Source organism: Psychromonas arctica, from assembly GCF_036697365.1.
In the GTDB taxonomy this organism is placed as follows: domain Bacteria; phylum Pseudomonadota; class Gammaproteobacteria; order Enterobacterales; family Psychromonadaceae; genus Psychromonas; species Psychromonas arctica_A.
On the sequence record NZ_JBAHZA010000001.1, the window covers coordinates 187,846 to 209,135 of the forward strand.

29 protein-coding genes are annotated in these 21,290 nt (G+C 36.2%); 3 read left to right on the forward strand and 26 right to left on the reverse strand.

What is annotated here, in order from left to right:
* Window positions 1-8 precede the first annotated feature (8 nt).
* From V5290_RS00775 to V5290_RS00895, 26 genes are all read right to left on the reverse strand, one after another.
* Entirely contained in the window at window positions 9-2,000 is a 1,992-nt protein-coding gene (locus tag V5290_RS00775) for a ClpP-like prohead protease/major capsid protein fusion protein (RefSeq protein WP_333380738.1), read from the reverse strand.
* A complete protein-coding gene (locus V5290_RS00780; RefSeq protein WP_333380740.1) occupies window positions 1,987-3,426 on the reverse strand; it encodes a phage portal protein in 1,440 nt (479 codons plus the stop codon). Before V5290_RS00780 ends, V5290_RS00775 begins: the two co-directional genes overlap by 14 nt.
* Before the next feature lie 7 nt (window positions 3,427-3,433).
* Window positions 3,434-3,643, reverse strand: a complete 210-nt coding sequence (locus V5290_RS00785) for a hypothetical protein (RefSeq protein WP_333380742.1) — start codon at window positions 3,641-3,643, stop codon at window positions 3,434-3,436.
* Complete coding sequence (locus tag V5290_RS00790) at window positions 3,640-5,754, reverse strand: phage terminase large subunit family protein (RefSeq protein WP_333380744.1); 2,115 nt, start codon at window positions 5,752-5,754, stop codon at window positions 3,640-3,642. The genes V5290_RS00785 and V5290_RS00790 overlap by 4 nt, the downstream gene beginning before the upstream one ends.
* Window positions 5,751-6,227: a DUF1441 family protein gene (locus V5290_RS00795; protein ID WP_333380746.1), complete on the reverse strand. Its 477-nt coding sequence runs from the start codon at window positions 6,225-6,227 to the stop codon at window positions 5,751-5,753. The genes V5290_RS00790 and V5290_RS00795 overlap by 4 nt, the downstream gene beginning before the upstream one ends.
* A gap of 154 nt (window positions 6,228-6,381) precedes the next feature.
* Window positions 6,382-6,585, reverse strand: coding sequence for an HP1 family phage holin (locus V5290_RS00800; protein WP_333380747.1), 204 nt, complete (start codon window positions 6,583-6,585; stop codon window positions 6,382-6,384).
* On the reverse strand, window positions 6,578-6,832 hold the full coding sequence (gene lysC, locus V5290_RS17595) for an Rz1-like lysis system protein LysC (protein WP_422662755.1): 255 nt from the start codon (window positions 6,830-6,832) through the stop codon (window positions 6,578-6,580). Before lysC ends, V5290_RS00800 begins: the two co-directional genes overlap by 8 nt.
* Window positions 6,750-7,109 (reverse strand): hypothetical protein, encoded by a 360-nt coding sequence (locus V5290_RS00805; protein ID WP_333380749.1) that lies wholly within the window; start codon window positions 7,107-7,109, stop codon window positions 6,750-6,752. The genes lysC and V5290_RS00805 overlap by 83 nt, the downstream gene beginning before the upstream one ends.
* Window positions 7,106-7,660 (reverse strand): transglycosylase SLT domain-containing protein, encoded by a 555-nt coding sequence (locus V5290_RS00810; RefSeq protein WP_333380751.1) that lies wholly within the window; start codon window positions 7,658-7,660, stop codon window positions 7,106-7,108. The genes V5290_RS00805 and V5290_RS00810 overlap by 4 nt, the downstream gene beginning before the upstream one ends.
* The gene (locus V5290_RS00815; protein ID WP_333380753.1) at window positions 7,578-7,889 is read right to left on the reverse strand and encodes a hypothetical protein; all 312 of its coding nucleotides are present in this window, start codon (window positions 7,887-7,889) and stop codon (window positions 7,578-7,580) included. The genes V5290_RS00810 and V5290_RS00815 overlap by 83 nt, the downstream gene beginning before the upstream one ends.
* 242 nt (window positions 7,890-8,131) lie before the next feature.
* Entirely contained in the window at window positions 8,132-8,689 is a 558-nt protein-coding gene (locus V5290_RS00820; RefSeq protein WP_333380755.1) for a hypothetical protein, read from the reverse strand.
* 594 nt (window positions 8,690-9,283) lie between these two features.
* Window positions 9,284-9,577, reverse strand: coding sequence for a YciI family protein (locus tag V5290_RS00825; RefSeq protein WP_333380757.1), 294 nt, complete (start codon window positions 9,575-9,577; stop codon window positions 9,284-9,286).
* Between the two features lie 116 nt (window positions 9,578-9,693).
* Window positions 9,694-10,101: a GNAT family N-acetyltransferase gene (locus V5290_RS00830; RefSeq protein WP_333380759.1), complete on the reverse strand. Its 408-nt coding sequence runs from the start codon at window positions 10,099-10,101 to the stop codon at window positions 9,694-9,696.
* Window positions 10,102-10,384: 283 nt separating this feature from the next.
* A complete protein-coding gene (locus V5290_RS00835; protein WP_333380761.1) occupies window positions 10,385-10,693 on the reverse strand; it encodes a hypothetical protein in 309 nt (102 codons plus the stop codon).
* A gap of 771 nt (window positions 10,694-11,464) precedes the next feature.
* Window positions 11,465-11,968 carry a hypothetical protein gene (locus V5290_RS00840; RefSeq protein WP_333380763.1) on the reverse strand — a complete coding sequence of 168 codons (504 nt, stop codon included), beginning with the start codon at window positions 11,966-11,968 and terminating at the stop codon, window positions 11,465-11,467.
* Window positions 11,969-12,434: 466 nt separating this feature from the next.
* On the reverse strand, window positions 12,435-12,848 hold the full coding sequence (locus V5290_RS00845; RefSeq protein ID WP_333380765.1) for a type II toxin-antitoxin system HicB family antitoxin: 414 nt from the start codon (window positions 12,846-12,848) through the stop codon (window positions 12,435-12,437).
* A gap of 287 nt (window positions 12,849-13,135) precedes the next feature.
* A complete protein-coding gene (locus V5290_RS00850; RefSeq protein WP_333380766.1) occupies window positions 13,136-13,312 on the reverse strand; it encodes a type II toxin-antitoxin system HicA family toxin in 177 nt (58 codons plus the stop codon).
* Window positions 13,313-13,557: 245 nt separating this feature from the next.
* A complete protein-coding gene (locus V5290_RS00855; protein WP_333380768.1) occupies window positions 13,558-13,941 on the reverse strand; it encodes an antiterminator Q family protein in 384 nt (127 codons plus the stop codon).
* 9 nt (window positions 13,942-13,950) lie between these two features.
* Entirely contained in the window at window positions 13,951-14,286 is a 336-nt protein-coding gene (locus V5290_RS00860) for a hypothetical protein (RefSeq protein WP_333380770.1), read from the reverse strand.
* A complete protein-coding gene (locus V5290_RS00865) occupies window positions 14,283-14,447 on the reverse strand; it encodes a hypothetical protein (RefSeq protein WP_333380772.1) in 165 nt (54 codons plus the stop codon). The genes V5290_RS00860 and V5290_RS00865 overlap by 4 nt, the downstream gene beginning before the upstream one ends.
* Window positions 14,447-15,646, reverse strand: a complete 1,200-nt coding sequence (locus V5290_RS00870; protein ID WP_333380774.1) for a tyrosine-type recombinase/integrase — start codon at window positions 15,644-15,646, stop codon at window positions 14,447-14,449. The genes V5290_RS00865 and V5290_RS00870 overlap by 1 nt, the downstream gene beginning before the upstream one ends.
* Window positions 15,643-16,320, reverse strand: a complete 678-nt coding sequence (locus V5290_RS00875; protein WP_333380775.1) for a replication protein P — start codon at window positions 16,318-16,320, stop codon at window positions 15,643-15,645. The genes V5290_RS00870 and V5290_RS00875 overlap by 4 nt, the downstream gene beginning before the upstream one ends.
* Window positions 16,320-17,171 carry a helix-turn-helix domain-containing protein gene (locus V5290_RS00880; protein ID WP_333380778.1) on the reverse strand — a complete coding sequence of 284 codons (852 nt, stop codon included), beginning with the start codon at window positions 17,169-17,171 and terminating at the stop codon, window positions 16,320-16,322. The genes V5290_RS00875 and V5290_RS00880 overlap by 1 nt, the downstream gene beginning before the upstream one ends.
* The gene (locus V5290_RS00885) at window positions 17,171-17,533 is read right to left on the reverse strand and encodes a hypothetical protein (protein ID WP_333380780.1); all 363 of its coding nucleotides are present in this window, start codon (window positions 17,531-17,533) and stop codon (window positions 17,171-17,173) included. Before V5290_RS00885 ends, V5290_RS00880 begins: the two co-directional genes overlap by 1 nt.
* Window positions 17,530-17,961, reverse strand: a complete 432-nt coding sequence (locus V5290_RS00890) for a phage regulatory CII family protein (RefSeq protein WP_333380782.1) — start codon at window positions 17,959-17,961, stop codon at window positions 17,530-17,532. Before V5290_RS00890 ends, V5290_RS00885 begins: the two co-directional genes overlap by 4 nt.
* 65 nt (window positions 17,962-18,026) lie before the next feature.
* Entirely contained in the window at window positions 18,027-18,188 is a 162-nt protein-coding gene (locus tag V5290_RS00895) for a Cro/CI family transcriptional regulator (RefSeq protein ID WP_333380783.1), read from the reverse strand.
* Between the two features lie 78 nt (window positions 18,189-18,266).
* On the opposite strand from V5290_RS00895, the gene V5290_RS00900 reads away from it, so the two are divergent.
* The 3 genes from V5290_RS00900 (at window position 18,267) to V5290_RS00910 (ending at window position 21,197) form a co-directional block, all read left to right on the forward strand.
* The gene (locus tag V5290_RS00900; RefSeq protein ID WP_333380786.1) at window positions 18,267-18,893 is read left to right on the forward strand and encodes a S24 family peptidase; all 627 of its coding nucleotides are present in this window, start codon (window positions 18,267-18,269) and stop codon (window positions 18,891-18,893) included.
* Between the two features lie 25 nt (window positions 18,894-18,918).
* Window positions 18,919-20,271, forward strand: coding sequence for a hypothetical protein (locus tag V5290_RS00905; RefSeq protein WP_333380787.1), 1,353 nt, complete (start codon window positions 18,919-18,921; stop codon window positions 20,269-20,271).
* Window positions 20,272-20,336: 65 nt separating this feature from the next.
* Complete coding sequence (locus V5290_RS00910) at window positions 20,337-21,197, forward strand: DNA adenine methylase (protein ID WP_333380789.1); 861 nt, start codon at window positions 20,337-20,339, stop codon at window positions 21,195-21,197.
* The last annotated feature ends 93 nt before the right edge of the window (window positions 21,198-21,290 follow it).

A 21,290-nucleotide genomic window follows, 5' to 3' on the forward strand; every position in this document is an offset into this window, starting at 1 on the left:
AATGCAGATTAAGCTCCTGTTGAACGAACAAAACCACGATAGTCTAATGGCGCAACACCAGCATCAATTCGAACTTTCGTTGATACGCCATCAACAGTAAATCCTTCTTGCTGCTCTATGTACGGTGTATCAATTCCATCAAGGTAAGCAACCTCAATGGTATCTTGTCCTTGTGCAGCTGCCATGTAGAATTTTACAGCGCTATCATCATCTAAACGCGGCTCAGCAATATAAGTCGCAAAGTTTTGTAATGGGTTAACAATACCGCTATTTGCATCAGAGCCTTTAACAGAAGCTGAACGAATCGTTTGATTTGCTTGAGCTTCTAATGCGGTTGGACCTAAGATATATTCTGGGCGAATGTTCAGGTTACGTTTACCTGATTTTTGTTTACGCATTAACTGACGCAATTTATCTAATGCATTAATATCACTAATTGAACCAGTACCAGTGTTACCGTGTTCAGAATGAAATAAAGTTTTATTATCACTCATTGTTGGGTTACTGGTTAGAATGGCATAAACCAAATCACCAATAGTGGCTTTTGCAGCGCGTCCCATCATAGTAGGAATACGTGTTAATGCAGATAAATCATCATTAATAATGGCTTGTCGAGTAATAGCAAAAATTTCGCCGTAAGTCGCCAATGCAATCTGTTCTGCTCGGTCTGATGTTGTAATGTACTTATATTCAGCTCCTTCCTTCACTTTGCGCAGTGAACCTAATTCATCTAAACCAACTCGATTAGACGTTTTAAAGTCGCTTAGTGAACCTTTATTAGTCCACATTTCGAAGGTTTCTGCTGAATCTTCCCAACCTTTTAATAATGACTTATGAGCAACATCAATCAATATTTGACCAAAATCAGAACTAGTGTGTGTAAATGCCATACCAATCATGGCAAGTGGTGCCTGCGTAGAACATGCAATACCACGATCTGCTAACGATGCACGTGCTAATTCACGTAAGTTATAGTTATTATAAATATTATCAGCATCACGGGCTTGATGACCGGCACGCGATAAAATAGCAGAAGCAACGCTGTCACCAACGATATTGCCATTACCAGCATGAAAATGTGATTGGTCTTGAGGTATTGCTGGTACTGTACCTTTGCCTAAATGAGCTAATACTTTGTCTTTTGCTGCATCAACAGAACAAGACATATCCAATAAGCATTCATTTTCAATATCTTTATGTTTACCACCAAAATTAGCAAAGATATTACTAATACCTGCGCGACGAGTCACTTCTGCTTCTTGAACTCTAGCAAGAATATCAGCTTCAGTTGCAACAGCATTAGGCACTGTAGGTTGTTGTGTTGTCGAAGCTTTTGGTTTCATCAACGCTTTTAATTTATCTGGCATATTGTAATTCTCCATTCTTTTTGAATTTGCATAGTGGGTTGTTTGTGATTGATTACTTAATTCATCAGCAAAACCCGCTTCAACGGCTTCAGCTCCACTGAACCAAGTTTCTTCTTTTAATAAAGCAGCAATTTCTTCAGCACCTAATCCTGTTTTTTTCATATAGGTTTCTGATAATGTTGTTTCTACTTTATCTAATAAGTCTGCATAAGCTCTTAGATCATCGGCATCACCAACTTGCCCTCCCCATGGCTTATGAATCATCATAAAAGCAGTGGATGGCATAATGATTTTGTCACCTGCCATTGCAATAACACTGCCCATTGATGCAGCAAGCCCGTCGATATAAACAGTCACGTAGGCATCAAGACCTTTTAAAAGGTTATAAATAGTAATACCTTCAAAAACATCCCCACCTGGACTATCAATTCGTAACTCAATATTTTTAATATCACCTAAATTAGCTAACTCCTGGGCAAAATTTCTAGCCGTTACACCCCATCCACCAATTTCGTCATATAGTTTAATAACAGCGTTGTTATTACTTTGTGCTTTTATAGAAAACCAAGAATTAGCATTTTCATCATTTGCTTTTGCTTTGGGCATGAACATGCCAGTTTTATTCTTCTTCAATGTTTTTTTCCTTCTTCGTTTTTTCAACTGGCTTAGGGGTTTCTGCTTGCTCTGCTGCAACTTGACGCTTCACTTCACGCGGAGATTTACCACGACTCCTAATCCATTCAGCATCACTGGCAACATGGTTTTCTTTTAAGGTTTCCCATGCATCAGCTTCTTTCTTTGGATCAATCCATGGCATTGTTGGGGCTAAATAAAGCGCATCAAATAAAGTATCTCGATCTAAATCAGGAGGTAATTGCAGATCATTTAATAATTCCATTTCTAACCAATTTCGGTAAATGGGACGTGACCATTGAGAGACAAATTCATCTTGAATAACTTCATAACCAATAGTGGATTCGACTAACTCTTGACGTTGTGAAGAGTATGAACCACCATAATCACGCGCAACTGAGCTGTAGCTACCACGAACACCAGCCACAACAGCTTTTATTTGACCACTTCGCCATGGAACGACTTGTGCACTTGGCCTATTTGATTCAACCATTCCAACTTCTTCACCAGGTAATAATTCGTCAAAAGTGGAACCTGGTGCTAAATCAAAATGACGAGAAGTTTCTTTAGCATTTTCAACATCGTATAAATCTGGGGAGCCCTTTTTTATATACATCCCAAGGGCAGCTGCAATACGTGCCGCAACACGTTCTGATTCTTCGTACTCTTTCAAGTCACTTAGTCGAGTAATGATCCCATGAAAAATAGTGACGCCACGAATTTGATGAATACGTTTAATTAATGCTAGATGTAACATTTTATCTGCAGGTACTATTTTGCTTTTTGTACTGAATGCTTCGGCTGGGTGGTCATATAAAATATGATAACCAATGGCTCTACCCCAATTATTTAATTGAATACCTTGATTAATACGCTTACTTACATCGCTGAAAATAGGAACAAAGTCAGCTTCTAGTAATTCAATGGCATATTGGGTGTCAGTCAAATATCGATAACCAGCAACATTACCTTTGATCTGTTGAGCAAACATTTCGCCATCTCGTAACCAAGAACGTAAAACTAGGCGTTCCATTTGGGAACGAGTAAAGCGTCCTGTCACTTCAGGTTTTAAGCTCCAATTTTTAAACTTTTCACTTATTTTTTCAGCTAATTCAATATCAATATCACCACTTAACTTACGTGGCTGCGGTTCAATCATGATACCTGTGGGCCCTATAACCCTTTCTTCAAACTTATCTAAAATACCAATCGAAATATCATGGTTCTCATCTAACCAACGCGCTTGTTCTCTAAGTGATTTCCCTGCTGCAAACACAGCTTGGTTTGCACTGCGCCTTTCTTTGTTTGCTTTATGTGTTCGACTTGGATGAGCAGCTTCATATGCATTTACTTTATGTCTATTTTCAGCACGTGACGATGCCCACCCAGGCGCTATAGCCAAGATGCTCTTTTCAAATAAATTCATAGGTACCTTAAATGAAACGGATTGTTTTTGGAGAGTTGCTACGACGATTGAAACGCAATAAACGACGTTCCCATTCTTGGCGGCCTTTGATAATTTCACCTAAACTTTCAGACTGAAACATACGGTTTCCTATCATCACATTTTTACCTTCAAGCACTTCTATTTCTGCTTGCTCATATTTAGCAATCATTGCGAGACATTTATCTTTAGTGATCATAACCAGCTGCTTCCTTTATTAGTGTTTGATAGAAAATTATTATTTGTCGCCGGTGATTTAGGTTTTTGGGGTGTTATCTGTTTTTTTAGAGGCTCTCGAAGAGGTTTAATTGATTCATGGCCATTAATAAGATTAGGGTTTTCATCCCAAGCTTTAGCCCATACTGGTGGACTATCCCATTTTATTTTGTCGTAACCTTTAAGCAGTAAAATAGCATTGGCATAACAAAACAAATCGATAGCCTCATTTCGGGCCCTAACAGATATTTTGGTCCACTTCCCGTTATTCCGTACTTCTGCGGTTAACTCCTCATAAAACCATTCACCTAACCAATCTGGGAAATGAATATAATTTGGCCCAGCTTGATCACGTTCGAGTGATGCACTTAAACGATCTTTTAACTCATTTGTTTGCAATAAATACAAAGGCACATCACCGTATGCTTTAGCTTTACGGGCTGAATTGTTTGTATTATCAGGGAAGGTTTGGTTGATTATTTTACTATTTAAACTACTAGCTCCTTTAACGAGAAAGAAACGACGATGCAAGCCAGTTGTTTTCAGTCTACGATAAAACTTATAAGCATTATCTGAAACACCATCTTCACCACCATGATCACAAGCTGTAAATTGAATCGGCATTCTTCTACCTGAATCATCATCTAACTTATATGCTTTATGGATAACATCAGAAATAATTAAATCCCAATCTTCTGCATAACCTGCAGGGTTAATACGTTCAGCAACACCATCGTCATCGCAACGAGTTGAATATTTAATGTTATACCGATCAATTAGCCATCTTTCTCCACTTTGACCATAGCCAACAATTTGAACTACAAATCGAGAATTTCTACCACCTTGAACATCGATTGTTGCAACTAAAAAACGAACACCTTGAGGTACGGTTCTTTTAAGTCCTGGTTCAGCTCTCGCCATTAACTCTTCAACGGTACAATTATCAACACCGCTTCTAGGAATATATGGTTTACCTAAATCGGTATTAGTGACTGCTTTTAATTTAGTTTGGGATCCAGTTAATTCATATTCTTCTTCAGCACTTAAAAACTTATAAACTATCTGCTGCCAAGTTTGGAAAGCCGCTGCAGGCCCTTCCATCCAAAAAGACGCAATTCGGCTCTTTCTTGCGTGACCTGTCACAACACCATGCTTATCTATTTTTTGACCTTCTTTTAACCATTCTCCTTTTTTATTTAAACCACGTTTTTGATGGCTATCAATTCGTTTTTTGCAATGAGGACAAACCATATAGACACCGTCTGAAGCCGTTTTAGCATCTGGTGCATTTTCATAGCCGGCAAAAGTTTCGTAAACTGGTTGAAAATATTCATTGCACTCTGCATGTGGACATTGCCAATATAGCTTTCGTCTGTCGCCCTGATTATATAATGAAATAATACCTTCACATGGTGGTGCTTCATGAGGTGTTTTAGGTCTCCAACGAGGGTCATCAACATCAAAGCCAGGTGAACTTTCAGCCATTGTCATACCAGAGCTCATAAAAGTTGTAGTACGTTTACTGGCTAATGAAAAACCATCTCCCTCTCCATCAATATCGGTATCCCAACGGTCATAATCCGTTAGTGCAACATATCGATAATCAGACGAACTCAATACATTGATTGAAGGCCATCCAATTTTTAAATAGGTACCATCCCTAAATATCTTATCGTGCACATTGTTGTCATTACGGAAGGGACTTAAACGTTTGTTGAGTTCAGGGCTAACACGCAAACAGCGATCAACTCTTTTTTTACTAAACTCACGTGCTTTTTCTTCCGTTAATTGAACAATCAACATATCTGAAGGGTCACAAACTAATACATGTGTTAACCAACCTTCAATCAATCCATTGGTTTTACCCGTTCGAGCAGGACCTACAAATATAACCGCATCATATTCACGTAATGCTAAACAATTCATAGGTTCAATAACATAAGGCGCTAGACTTGCATCCCAAGGAATCGAATTAGAACCACCTTTAGGTACCCTCATAAACTTTTCAGCAGCATCAGCGACAGGCATGCGCAATGGAGCAGCAATACTGGACGCGATATCTAAACGTATCTTGGTAACATCTGCATAATTCATAGCTGCATTATCTTTTGTGAAATTGAATTACGTAAATCATCAACTTTCTCTTGGACCATCACTACCGCGTCAGGAGATAATCCACAATCTCGCTCAAGAATATCAGGAAGAATTTCTAACTCTGCGATCATCGGCTTAGCAAGGTTTGCCATTTCATTTCTTACCTCTTCAGCTAAGCATAATTGTCCAGTTTCTAGCTCAAATTTAAGACGCTCTGTTTCAGACCGATACCATGACAATCTATCACCAGGTTTAAGTAAATTAGGATCAATTAAAGATCCACTTGATCCAGCTGTCCCCATACTTTCAAAAACAGCAGGCCCAGCTTCAGAAAGTAAATATAAATCAGCATTACCTTCTCGCCCAGATGGCACAACATTTCCTTGCTTAAGCCTTTTACGAACTGTGTTTCGTCCAAATCCAAACATCTCACCAATCTGAGAAATATTGTATTGATGCTGGTTCTTAGTCATGGAATTCTCGAAGTGATTTTAGAGTGTTTTATAAGCCTGCTGCTGATGCCCTTAGAAACCGAGAAGTAGCCAATCGTCGGGAGTTCAGCGCCCCCGTGTGTATCAGCGCCCCAGAAGTACCTTTTTCTTTATGCAAGCGGATAACATATCAACATTATTTCTGCTTACTTTTTGCCATCAAAGAAGCTGTTTTAACTTGTAAGTTGTAAGTTTTATGCTTGTAAAACCAAGTGACAATGAAGGTCATTACACCTAAGAAAATACCAATCAACAAAGCAATATCATTAAGGCTGGTTAAAGAGATAAACGACAAAAAAGCAGAGAATGAATAGCTTATCTTGGTTAGTAGTTCATTCATTTAAAAACTCCCTTAGCAACTGCTTATCACTGTTGCATTGCTTGATAACTAATTCTTGTTCAATTATGTATTTAACAAGATCTTGATTGGTTCTCCCTTCCCACTTAGGCTCCGGCACATCTTGTATTAGAGATAGAGGCGGTAAGACCCTTATATATTTGGTTTTAATCAGCACTTTTGGTGTTGATGAGCAAGCGATTAATATCAACGGGAATAGACTCATTAGCCCAACTTTTAATACTTTCATTCGATTCACTTAGCTTAGATAGCTCTCTTTGCTTATGTTTTAATGCGGTATGAAGTGATTGATTAGATTGTTGCTGCTTAACCAATAACTTATCTTGCTTTATGAAAGAAGCTTTCAGAGCTAATATAGTTACCTCATTAGCCTCTATCGTTTTTTTATACTGGCTCGCATTATCTTTTAATGCCAGGTTAGCTGAGTTCAAATGATCTATTCTCCACCATAGACTAAGACAAACAACAACCAACACAGTAACGACAATCAATAAACTTTTAATCACCTCAGCCTCTTTAAATACTGGTTAATACGGTTCACATATGTTCTGGTTTCTCTTGCATGTCTACCTGTAATCAAAGGTAAGCACTTCATAATGGCATTAAATAACAAAGCATTATTACAATGCTTCTGAGCTTTATGTAAGTTACCAGCACCCGCGTTATAACTAGCAAACATTAAATTATAACGGTCTTGCATTGGCCTTCGACTAGACCAAAAGTTAAACATCTTACTGTCATACCATGCTGCAGCATTGATGTTGTGCTTTGAACTAAAGGCTGATTCGCTAAAGTTAAGCGCGGCCTGCGCTTCTTTCCAAGTGAACGGCATGAATTGACATAAGCCTTTAGCGCCAACAGGTGAAACCGCTCTATTATCAAAACGGCTTTCTTGGAAACATTGTGCTTTTAATAATCGATAATCATGCCCTGGCATGTATCGACTGAAAGCAGTTTTAAATTGAATATCATATTTAAGCGAATGCAAAGATGAAGCAAACAACCAAGGCGTAAGCAACAAGCCTACAAGCAATGTAAATACCTTTATTATTTTCATTAGTTTTACTCCACCACATTTTAAAAGTAATGCCTGATTGCAAATCCATTATTCTCAATACTGCCCATAAATTAAGACAAGCTATTACAGCAACAAACGATTTATAACTAACTGATTGAATAATCCCTGGTGGAAACTTCAGTCCGAAACCAACCAGAGTAAGAATAATAAACGGTAGAAACACCGCAATTTTGTCTGCGATGGTTAACTCTTTCATATTAAGCTTCATTTCACTTCCTTAAAAATAGGCATAAAAAAACCCCATACCGCCGAAGCAATATAGGGTTAAGATAATTTTATATCAGATACAAAAACGCCCCGAACTATGTCGAGGCGTGAATATCTAAGGATATGTGGTTTAAACTACTTCGTTGGTGCCAACTTTGCAACTATTAATTTGATTAAATATATAGTTAGCCCTTTTTAAGCTTTTATCTATTTATATTATTTTATTAAGAAACTTATTATGATCTATAAATCGATCTTATTCTGACGTGTATATACTAAAGAGCCCGTTTCATTTTGTATATTGTAAAACTGGTAACTTACAAAACCTTTTAATTGTAACAACGCATAGTTAGGACCTTCATGGGTTAAAACATAAGAATCTTTATCAGATTTATTCTCTTCAAATATTTCCAATGTTAAGTTCTTAGGGCCATGTCTAACCTGCTTAGTAAATACAATTATTTGCTTGGTTTCTGGTTTATATAGATATGTTATAAAAATAGTACCTTGATCTGCATGATTTATTGAAACTTCAATAAAACCTTTCTCCGTATCATCTTCATACTTTGAACCGCTTAAGTCGTTTAAACCAAACCATTTAGAATTCCAACCACCATCAAATGCAAAACTAGACGTATTATAAATTTTGGTTTTTATTGAGTTATTTTTATCAACTAAACCTAATTGCGATACGATTGATTTTAATAATGTTTTTTGTGGTTCACCAAGCGAGTCATAAACTCCAAGAGCAAAAGAGTTAAAGCTAAACAAACACATAATAGTTGCGGCAAATACTTTCATTTTTTTCCTTATTCGTCAAAATGTCCCTTAAGTGCACTTAAAGGGATGACTATTAATAAATAGATATATTTTAAGTTCTCAATGAATTTAAAAAATATCGTGTCCATCTTTTAATATTATGATTAAAATTTAAAAAAATCAAAAAAATAATAACCATATATAGATAATAAAAAGATAACCTATGACTTTTTAAGTACAATTCAAGAAAGTTGTATAAAAAGTATAATTATTCTAAAGATATGTTCACCTATCATAAATATTTAAAAACATGGTAGCCCTTACTATTATTGGTTTAACCACATATTGCCCAAAAATCCTATCTCGGATATATCTCTGTTTAAACAAAGTATTTATTGATGCTCTAACAATTCTATAGACATAAAAAAACCTCACTTAGGAAACTCCAGAGTGAGGCAAAATGTTTGTATATAAGACAAAGCTAAGGGTATGCCGATATACAATAAAAATTATAAGCTCAATTATTAAAAACATCCAAAAATTATTACAAATAAAGCCATAAAACATCAAGAGCAGTGATTTTTCATTTTGAAGAGCAAAACGATGACAACCGTAATACGTCCAGTTGATTGCTTGTTATATGCAATTTTTAATGGCATCAAATTCTTTGGCTGCCATGGTTGGGATAAACTCTGTTACTTGGTAATTTGCTACATTAGCAATATGAAATGGATCTTCTTTTATTATTGAACCCACTTCTTCTTTATTTGACGCATTAACTAAAATTACTCCACCTATTCGTGGAACTTTACGACCAGATGCAATAAATTTACCTAGAGCATAATATTTTTCAAGGAAAACTATGTGGTCGCTGATAAGTTTATCAACTTCTGACAATTCCACTTTATAAGTTAGTGATACGATAAACACAGAAAACTCCATTGTATATAACGCCCACATAAGCTACGGAGCATGTTGGACGCTTTTGCGCCTTTTCTTTTAAGCAAAAAATAGGACAATGTGTGACGTCAGATTTGATGCGCTTGTTATACGTTTGTACACCGCATTAAATTTATGTCGCCAACATCAGTGGTAAAGCCATGCTCTTTATAAAATAATTGAAGTTCAGGCAAGCAATAAAGCTCAAATGACTTAACCGTTGAAAGTTGTGGGTGATCTTTAATTAAGTTGATTAATTTATCTCCCAAGCCACATTTCCTACTATTTTCAGAAACAATAACGTCAAAAATTAACGCTTTAAATGTAAAGTCAGTTAAGACTCTTGCAAAACCTTCCAATGAATCATCCTCATTAACTAAGCCAATACAAATTTGAGAACCAGTAACGCATTGCTGAGTTTCTTCTAATGTACGCGTATTGGTCCACCATTCTCTTTTGTATAACTTACACAGTTCAACGATATGATGAGGTTTTAAATTGTAGATTACATTCATAATTACCTTAAACGTATAACGTTAAATTAACAGGCAAGCATATAATATCTATAAATTTTAGTTAGATACACTGCTGCTTGTCCTGTTAAATTTTCTTATAGTCCGACCAAGCCATTTAATTAAAATAGATTATCTAATAGATCCTTCTAAAGGTCAGGAAGATGATCACGAACAAATACAACTTCGTAAAGGTTTAGAACAGAAACTCACTGAAGCCATGTTAGCTGTAAAACGTCTAAAGTTCTTGGAGGAAAGTAACCTCTGTAATCGAGAACTTGATGTACTACGAAGTTGGATCGGAGAACCCCTTACTTACTGATAATTTACTTTTATATAACAGGTATAAGTCCCAAACAGATGTGTCAAGTTCACTCTTAATGTTTTCAAAATGACTTGATATATTATCTACCCACTCCTGTTTACATTTAGGTGTGCCATCATAGTCTCTATGGTGATTTATATGCCAGTTATTTATTAGTACTTCTAAATCTTTATTGTCTTTTAAGTTTTTATTAAACAGTGGAGCTTCTATAAGGTAAGTTTTCAACATCTCATTAAGCTCGTTCAATTCCATTGCAACGGGATCGTTCATAACGTAAACCTCTTTTGGTAGTGTTAAAATTAATTTTCGTCAGATACACAAACAGGATCTAATAAAAAGGATAAATAATGTTAAAAAACTTATGGATTAAGCTCAAAAATAAGCACGAAACTCTTTTGCGAGAGCACCATAACCTAACTACTGTAGTCTCAGTTATATTAGTGCTTATAGTCTTATGGAGTGTCCTAGGATTCATCCAGTTTATTAGCTAAAGAACCACAAAAGATATGTACAAAAAGTAAAAACATGACAAACGGGATCGCATTGCGAATTAAGGGTTCTGTACCTAAAACATAAAAATCCCATAGAAACAAACCAACAAGGACTATTACTGATACCAACCAACCGTAAAAGAAATTTTGTAATTTCTTAATATAAATTTGCGGGTGTGTTATAGCACAAGTTAATTGGGCAATTGAGTAGAAAGTGCTTATTGCTATTAGGAAATTTAAACTATCTATCATATAAGTACTCAGTATTTATTGGAGATTGTTTTAAGGGGCATAATTAACCTCCGTGGTTAGTTGTGGTTGTATAGCGAGGCTGTAGAATTTCTCTTTTTTCAAGAAAACACAGCTATTTTTTAAAATTTATTAATCAAATAAAACAACAAGTTAAAAATCCAGATTTATCGTGAATTTACAAAAAAGGAGTTATTCTACAGCCCCAACGCCTAAATAACAGGCTAAAAATTGTGGGCTAAAATGGAGCAGAGCAAACAGCCCGCTGTTTTTAGTCCTTGTTGATTGCCTTGTTATAAAATCATTCGGTCAGTGACTCATCAACTAACCCATCTAATTTTATAATTATTTCTCGGGCTTTACTTTGTAGCTTGTCTTTTTGTTTCTTTCTTATTGCAACTTTACTACTTTCTCCAGATAGACTGATACCATTAGCCCTTTTTTCTAGTGAACTTAAAGAAGCTGTAAGAGTGTTTATCATCGCTGTTTTAGCCATAGCCTCCGCTTGCATTCTTAAAGCTATTTCAGATTTTTCTTGTGCATTAGCCGATTTTTTCAACTCCCCACGAGTAAGAGTTAGCTCTTCTCTTTGAAGAGATAACTCTGTTCTTTGTAATAGAATTGCGTATATAACCCCCAGAAAAGCAAAGCCAGAAAACAAGGCATTAACCACCCCAAACATATCACCAATAGTCCCTCTATTTTCTGGTTCAAGAAGCATTAATAACCAAGTTAAAGACCACAGTAAAAAAATTGTGATTGCGACTATTTTCATTAATTTATGGCCACTCTCTTTTTGTGTCACGCTTACCACCCCTAGTTTTATAACAGTATATTAGCTTACAAAATGTCATATTTCATGAGGAAATACGATATCAATTAATATATTAAAAAGAGATTTATATTACGCCAACTCAACAGTAAAACAAGCAATTACAATCTTAAAGTGAAGTTTATACCATGTAAAAAGCGACAATTTACAATAATTACGGTGAAAATACGGCAACATCAAAAAAAATGTATGTAAATATAAAAGACCAGTTTCCTTGTACCCTTTATCGCTTGTAAATTTTCTATTAACTAATTCGATATTTACCCTTAAATATGTTCCTCTATGATAAATATTTAAAATCGCTATAAGCCACGTCATCATTGTTCAAACTCAACATTAATAAAAAATATTATCTCAGTAATATCACGGTATATATGTTGTTTTTCAAGCAATAAAAAACCCGCTCAATGGCGGGTTTTCATTTAGTTAAATTTAATGATTAAACTTCAGTTAAACCTAACTCATGCATTGTAGCTAACTGCAAAAAGCTACTTCTATTTTTATATTTTGGATTAGTTTTCACAACATCATCTATTTTTTTTGATAATAAATTTGGCATAGTTACATTAATTTTTGAAGACTTACCTAAGTAAGGTTCCATATCAATGTCGATGACTGTTAATTTCCAGTCTTGATATTCTTCAAATTTTGCAGCTTCTTCTAAAGTAATTGCTGATGGAGGTATGATCCCATCTTCAGCCATCACTTCAAAAAATAACTCAATTGCCTCTTTTGCATTATAAATTGCTTCATCAAGCGTGTCTCCTGCGGAGTAGCATCCATCTATAGACGGAAAAGCAACGCTATATGCATAGTTTTCGTTACCTGTCTCAATTGCTATAGGAAAAAACATTGTTGTTCCCCTTGTTTTTTTACATCATGTTTATTTTCTACACTTGTAGATTTAAATAAACGATTCCTTTTAAAGTAAAATTAATAATTACATCAATTATGTTTTAATAAACTTTATCTCTTATTGTGAAATTAAAGTTTAAATCTATATAAAATAAAATTGCTATATGCATTATTGTTCCTTAAATAAAGAACCAGGCACAATAATAGCCAGTCGTTTAAATTAATTTAAAAATTTCGAGCCATTGAGTTATCTATAATTTTAACTCTAAGTAGAAAAAGTGGGGACTATAGTCCCGCATCTTTTTTAATTCTATTTACTATTCCAACCTGTAATTCTTTTTTAGGATGAGGTACGCAAATTGTTTTTCTACTTTCATGCTTAAAGATGTGGTGGCTGCCCTTTACACGAACAAGTTTATAACCAGCACTTTCAAGCAGCTTTATTAGCTCGCTGCTTTTCACTAATTTAACCTCCTTAATATTATAATTTTAAGATATTAAATATAGTAACCCCAATAACCCTACCCGTCAACAAAAATAACCCCAATAACTCCATGTGGATTTAATATTTTAAACATATGTGTTTTATTACATATTAAAAAAGGGCTAAACAGCCCTTTACCTTTAAATATTTAAGCATTTATATTAACGAATAAGCCGTTTAAATAGTAATAAAGAGGCCAACGACAACACACCGGCTAACTTCATCACCCCTCACACTCCATAAACAAGCAAGCATCTACCCAAGCGGTGCCAGATTTAACCAATACATCAACGCGTTTACGATTTACCACTTCCTCAGAACGGTCAGACAAAACTCTCGCTACGTGCGAAGCATTACCACCACTAAAATAATAAATGATGATGGCCATTGCCATTTCTCGATCACGTATTTTCAGCTGTGCCACTATTTTATCTATTAACAGACCTTCATCATCAGTAATTAAAATCGCTTTAGATTTAGTTAAGCGTGCAACATCATTAAACATAACACCTTCGCCGTACCCTTTTGGTTTAGAGCTGCCCGTTCTAGACCATAATGCCCATTGAGATAACAACCAATCTGTATTTTTAGATGAAAGTTGAACCATCAAAGCCCCCTAAAGCATTAAATTACGGGCATTAACAGTATGAAAACACTGAGCATCCCCTTTAAACAAGCCATCACAACCGCTAGGTAAGTCAGCACTACACTTTCCACAAGGCATTAATTGTGACAAGTCACGCTTAAGCTTTTCATTATCATTGCGAATCAATGTAGCAATATACTCATCACGAGAATAAGCCCCGCTAATACCTCCGCGTAATTCACAACCTTCATCTAACAAAATGCGTTCATTAGCGGAAAGCTTAACCTCTACGACACTAATATCTAGAGCTTTTAACTTAGCACGTTGCTTCTGTTTGCGTTCTTTCACCGATTTAGCAACTGTCATCTAATCTGCCTCGTTTTTCTATCTATAAATATCATTTTCAAATGTGTTTTAACCATAGCTTGATACGCTTCAGGGATATCTAAAATTGCTTGTCTGCGTTCTGCTAATGTAGGTAGTTTAGCAATGCGATAAGCATGCTCTCTTGGTCGAGTCGGATACATTAAACCCACCCTGCTGTTTTCTGATTTAGTAGTCTACTCAGCCCCTGCTCACTTAACCAATCATGGTAAGTAACCAACGCCTGGCGCATTAAATTATTTGCATGAGTGTGAATATAAGTTTTATCCATTTTATTCAACACATGGTTTAACAACATTTCACCAACTAAATAATCAACACCTAAATCCATCCATGAAGTGCGAGCAAACTTTCTCAAATCATGTGCTCGCCACTCTCGCAAACTAACTCGCTGCACGACATCATTAGCAGCAACTTCAGATAACCCTGTTAATCCATTACTTTTAAAAATAAAGCCTTGATGCTTATCACTAAACCCCGTTAATAGAGACAATGCGACATCAGTAAGTGGCAGCACTAAATCGACCTTAGTTTTTGTGTTCTCTTTAGGAATAAACCATGTCTTATTATCAACATCGATATGATCCCATTTTGCTAACCGCGTTTCACCAATACGGGTACCGTGCAACAACATCATCAGTATAAATACACGCTCACTTTCAATAACCTTTTCTAATTGTCTAACTACACGAGGTAAAGCACTTGCTTGAATAGCACAGCTTTTAGGCATAATTTGAGCATCAGTAAAATCAGAAAACTTAACTTCAGCAATAGGATTAAATGGGATCAACTTTAACGTTCGAGCTTGTTTAAAAGCCTTCTTTAAAACGGATAAAATCAAACGCACAGTAGATAATTCATAATCACACTGCAAAGGCCAAACCAGTTCTCTGTCTAATAATGCATGGTCCAAATCCTCGATGAGAAACTCACCTAACTTGGGTAGTAAATGGACCTTTACGACAGAACGGATTGAAGCCTTACGCTTTGAAGATAGAAAACCATTAAGCTCCACCCTTTCGACATACCACCCCAACAAATCGCCAACTAACTCCCATTCAGATAATTGCACCGTAGTGTGAGGAATAAGCGAATATTGTGTTAACAGCTCAGGTAAATGTTTCAAAACACTGCTTGTTCCAACAGCAGGGAAATTGCCAATCTTTTTCCACTCTGTTTTTGCATTGCGATGCAAAACCAAATACCAAGAACCACGACCTCTAACCCCAAAGCGAAAACGTAAAGTAGAATGGCGAGTATCCCGTAACTGGCTTACTGAATCATCATTCATAAACTGCTTAATTTTAGAGTCAGAAATACGTACAACACGTGTTTTACTCATAACAAACCTACCATTTTTTTCATATTAGAAAGGTAGTTAAGCTCAACCTCACGGGGAACAGGTGAATAATCAGGCTTTTCGGCAATTGCCTTAGGCACATCAAACTGTAAACTCTCACCAGACATCACTCGCTTAACTAATACCGAATAATTACGATAAAACTCGGCACGAGATACATGCTCTGATTTGTTCTTTAAAACATATGTAGTGGTATTTCTAACCGCTTCTTGAACAGCAGCATGAGACCAATTAGCAGTGATATAGCAACCCAAATTTGCAATAGCTTCTGCATAAGCATCTTCACGGCATGGCAAACCAAAATCTTCAGCCGTTGGTTTACACCATTCAATAAATGCACCCAATGCAGGCCAATAAGGAGATACAGATAACCTGGCATGTTTAACCCCGAATCTAATTTGTTCTAAGGTGCGAATATCCGCATCTAAAAAACCTTTCACCCAAGAACGCTTTGCATGATTTAACGCTTCCTCCGTTGGAAACGTATTTCGCCAAGCAGGAAAAATAGCCTGTAACTCAGAAAACAAACGATTAACCAACATCGATGTTTCATGAGAAAGTTTTGGAGTAGACTGAAATCCATCCATATTAACCTGTGCAGAACGCACAACCTGATTTACAGAAGTATCTCTAAGCATCGAATTTATATTGCGCATTACAAATCCCCTAAATTTTCAGCCCAGCCAACATCACCTGAATGAAAATTTGCAGGTTGATTTATATTTGGCTGAACTTGAGCAACCGGTACAGGAGTTAACCAACGACGTTCACGAATGAATTTAGTAAGCCCTACAACAAATTGACCATTTGCATGAATACCCCATTGTTGAGGGTCAGATTTAGCAGCTGAAACAACCCAATTCAAAAATAAAGCAGCATCCTGATCATTTAACTTTTCTTGTTTCCAAACTTTCCAGAATTGAGCATCCGTTCCACCACGTCGATGTGCAGGGTAAGCTTCGAATAAATAGCGAATATAATCAGGTTTCTTAATTTGATTTTTACATAATGGTTCTAATGGTGGTTCAACTGATGGTTCTATGATGGTTCTGGGTGATCCTGTGACACTAGGTAGTGTCGTTTCTGTCACTAGGTCGGGTGATCCTGTGACACTAGAGGGGTGATCTTCTGCCACCACTCTACCTGATGACAAATTGTCACTAGGTGTTTTATTTTTACCCTGTTTTTTAGCAATTAAAGCCGCTGCTTTCTTTGTTTCTAAATTATTAATATCACCTTCATCAATCAACAGTTGAAACATGTTCGACTTATTAAAATGGAGACCCCCTTTACGAGTCGTCTTCTTCATAAAGCCACACAAAATCAAATCATCGACATGACGTATAACTGTTCGACGACTCATTTCACATTGAGCAGCAAGATGGTTATAACTAGGCCAACAAACACCATCATCATCAGCATTATCAGCTAACTTCATTAACACAAGCTTACGAGCTGCATTTTTGACACTCGCCTGCCATGCTTTAGCCATTAATAAAACACTCACTATGACTTACCTCTATTCTCAGCTACCACCAACCCAAACTTCAACTGAGTTAAACGTTCAATTAAATCATTTACTTGTTCAGCACTAACCAAGTGGCAATCACTCCGGCCAGCTCGACCATTAATCGCAATGCGTATACTGTTCCCATGCCTATCACACCGAGTAACCCGTAAACTTGCATGCCTAGGTTCACGATTAATAAACTGAAAACAATTAATTGCAACGTCCTTAAATGCTTGATAGTCTCCTTGTACTTCCTTCCTTTGTGCTTTGGTTGGTATTTTGGTTGAAAGTGTATGGCCCTGTTCGTGCAGGGCTTTTTCATTTTCATCATTCACTAATAACATTGCTCTATTATTCATATTTTTTCCCCGACTTTAGCGACGATAGATTGCTCAAGTACATCCAATGCATGACGAGCTTCATTAATTTCACCACGAACTTTTGCACATTCACGTTCACTTAAATGATTATCTTGAAATGCTAATTGAATGCTCAATGAAACATCTCCCTGCTCTTTATTAAAACTTAATAAGGCATCTAGTACTGTTGTGGAATCAGCTGCCTGCCCCACTAACTGCATCCCCAAATCCATAGCCATAACACGAAGCGATTGCACATCTTGCGTAATCAACATCATCGAACGCCATTCTTGTACAGACAATTTCGCAACATCATTGGTTAAGCAGACTTTATTGCGCAAGCTCTGTTCATTCAGTCCCATCGCTTTAGCGAGTGCCGGTAAATCGACATGCGAAGTTTGATAAATTGCTAAATCTAAGCCATCCATTGTTTACATCCCTTTTATTCAAATAGTTATTTTTATTGCCAGCGTTTTATACTGACACTCATAGATCAATCAGCTTTTAACTTACCCTTTGTTAAACGCTCAATCTCAAATGCACGGAGACGAGGAATGACTTCAGGCCATTGGTATACTGCCGACGAGTTAATTTTTAATGCTTTAGCCAAATTAGCTCCACTTCCAAAAAATTTTATTGCTACTGCTTTCTTCATAAGCCCACCCAAAAATCTAAGTATTCTTATCTTACAATATAAAGATAACTTAGATCAACAAGATGTAAGATTACTTACATGAAAACATTAGGTAATAGAATTAAAGAGCGAAGAAAAGAACTGAAGTTAACCCAAGCTGCAATTGGTAAGTCTGTTGGTGTATCTTCTGTATCCGTAACTCTGTGGGAGAAAGATGAAACCGCCCCCAAAGGAGGAAATTTATTTTTATTAGCTAAAACGCTAAGGTGTGACCCTGACTGGTTATTGCATGGAAAAGGTAATCCAGAAAAAAATACTGTTACTCCATTAAACAAGCTACAAGGGCAGTATCCAGTACTGGATTGGGTACAAGCAGGTAATTGGTCTGCAATTAATGAATTACCCTACCATGAGGCAGATCATTACCCCTGCCCAGTAAAATGCAGTGACAAAACATTCCTTCTAAAAGTACGAGGCCAAAGCATGGCACCTATATTTAATGAAGGCGAATTAATATTTATCGACCCAGAAGTCGATGCTATTAATGGAAAGTATGTCGTTGCCAGGTTAGATGACGAGAACGAAGCCACTTTAAAGCAGCTAATCATAGAAGATGGCCATAAGTTCTTAAAAGCGGCAAATCCACAATGGCCAACCCCAATACAACCTGTTAACGGCAACTGCACAATAGTCGGCGTAGTGATATTTGCAGGCAGATTGTTTTAGCTTATACTATATTAAGGAAAATTAGGTGTTAAACAAACAGATCTCAATTAGTAAAATTCAATTAGACATTCTAAATCCGCGTCACGATGCAAGCCTTGATACACAAGAAAAAATAATCAAACACCTTATTGATAAAGAAAACATAAAAAACCTTGCTAAAGATATTGCAGTGAATGGACTTAGCCCTATTGATACTCTTGCAGTTATCGAAGATGAAAGTAATACAGGCAAATATATTGTGGTCGAAGGTAATCGACGTATTTGTGCATTAACACTATTAAATCGCCCGCAAAAACATAAACCAACTAAAGATTTTTTTGCCAAATTGCAAGAAAATGGCACACTTATCCCACAAAAAGTTCGATGCACTGTTTTTGAGAATAGAGAAGCAGCTGATATATGGATCGAACGTCGTCATTCAGGGGAACAGGAGGGTAAAGGGACTACACAATGGGATGCGGAGCAGAAAAGTAGATTCAATATACGTAGAGGAAAAGCAGATAAAAATGCATTAGCAACCTCCCTGCTAGTTTATGGGCAGCAACAAGGTTATTTACCAGAGAATTTAGAGAATAAAATTTTAACAACCGTTACACGGTATGTGAGTAACCCATACTTCAGAAACACGATTGGCTTAAGATCTAAAAGTTCAAGCCCAGAAATCTTAATTGATGTTGAAGTTACCGAATTTGATCGCGTTATTAAAATATTTTTACAAGATGCTTTAGAGAACCAAAAAGTAACTTCAAGGCATGACGTCAAGAAAATAGGTTCATATGCCCGCAGCTTAATCGAAAATGAGGAAGCTCCAAAGAAAAGGCTTAAAAATGCTATTGCACTTATGGAGCAGGCTACAAATGATGAAATGACACAAAGCACCTCATCTAGCTCAAAGAGTCAGAAACCAAACCGTGCACCTAGAGATTCTGCTCATCCAAATAAAAGGACAAAATTAATCCCTCAATCCTTTACAGCACAAATCCCCAATGCCACATTACGCAGGGCTTATGGTGAGCTAAAATCAATTTCAGTGGATGAACAAACATTAGGCTCAACACTTGTTTTTCGAGTGTTCTTAGAGCTTTTATATGAGCGTTACCACTTTAAAATGCAAGGCAACCATACTGAAATGGATACCAATAGACGAATTGGTAAAATATCAGCAATTATTGAACAAGATGAAAAACTTACAAAACTAGAGAAAAATGCTTTAGCTGCACTAAAGCGAATACAATCTCAAGGACATCTTTTATCGCCTAAAACATTAGGTGCGAATGCTCATGGTGGTTATTACCCAACTGCAAATGATTTAAAAATTGAATGGGATAATATCGCAGAAATCATTCGTTATATGTTAAATAAAATTGCTGAAGAATAAAAGATGGCCATGTTTTAAAAGCAGTGTTAAAATAGATTTGATAATATTATATTGAAGGCAAAATTATGGCTATAACACCATCACCACTCCGCTACCCAGGAGGGAAAACGTCTATTTTACCCATGGTATCAAAAATTATTGAAGATAATAATCTCGGTGATGGCGACTATGCAGAGCCTTATGCTGGCGGCGGAGGTTTAGCATTATCTTTATTATTTAATGATTTAGTGAACGAGATTCATTTAAACGATATAGATCGCTCTATATGGTCTTTCTGGCATACAGTATTAAATGATACTGAATCTTTAATTGATAAAATTAAAAATACAGACATCACCATTGATGAATGGCATATACAACGAAATATTCAACAAAATAAAAATGATTTTAATGATTTTGAATTAGCTTATTCATCATTCTTTCTTAACCGTACTAACCGTTCAGGTATTATCCTAAAAGCCGGTGTAATTGGAGGCTTAAAGCAAGCAGGCGATTACAAATTAGACTGTCGTTTTAATAAGTCTGGATTAATTGAGCGCATTAAACGTATCTATCAATATCGTCATCGTATTCACCTGTATAACTTAGATGCGGTTGACTTTATACAAAAAACAAATGAAGCCTTACCGGAAAATAGTATGTACTGTATTGATCCCCCTTACTTTGCAAAGGGCTCATCGCTCTACACAAATTTTTATAATCCAGATGATCATAAGCAAGTATCAGAAGCTATTTTAAAGTTAGATCGTCCTTGGATATTAACCTATGACAATGCACCTGAAATAGAAAAACTATATTCAAATCAGTCTAAATACCGATTTAATTTAAACTATAGCGCTGCAAAAAAACGTAAAGGAACAGAATTACTTATTACCAGTAATAATATAGAAGTCTGTCCCTCTTTAGAATTAATGAATGTAGCATAGTCCATACATAAAAATTAAAATAAGGGTTTAACCGCCCTTTCTCACTCCAAACATCATTCATATTATCCCCCACCAAAGCAACCTAACTCACTT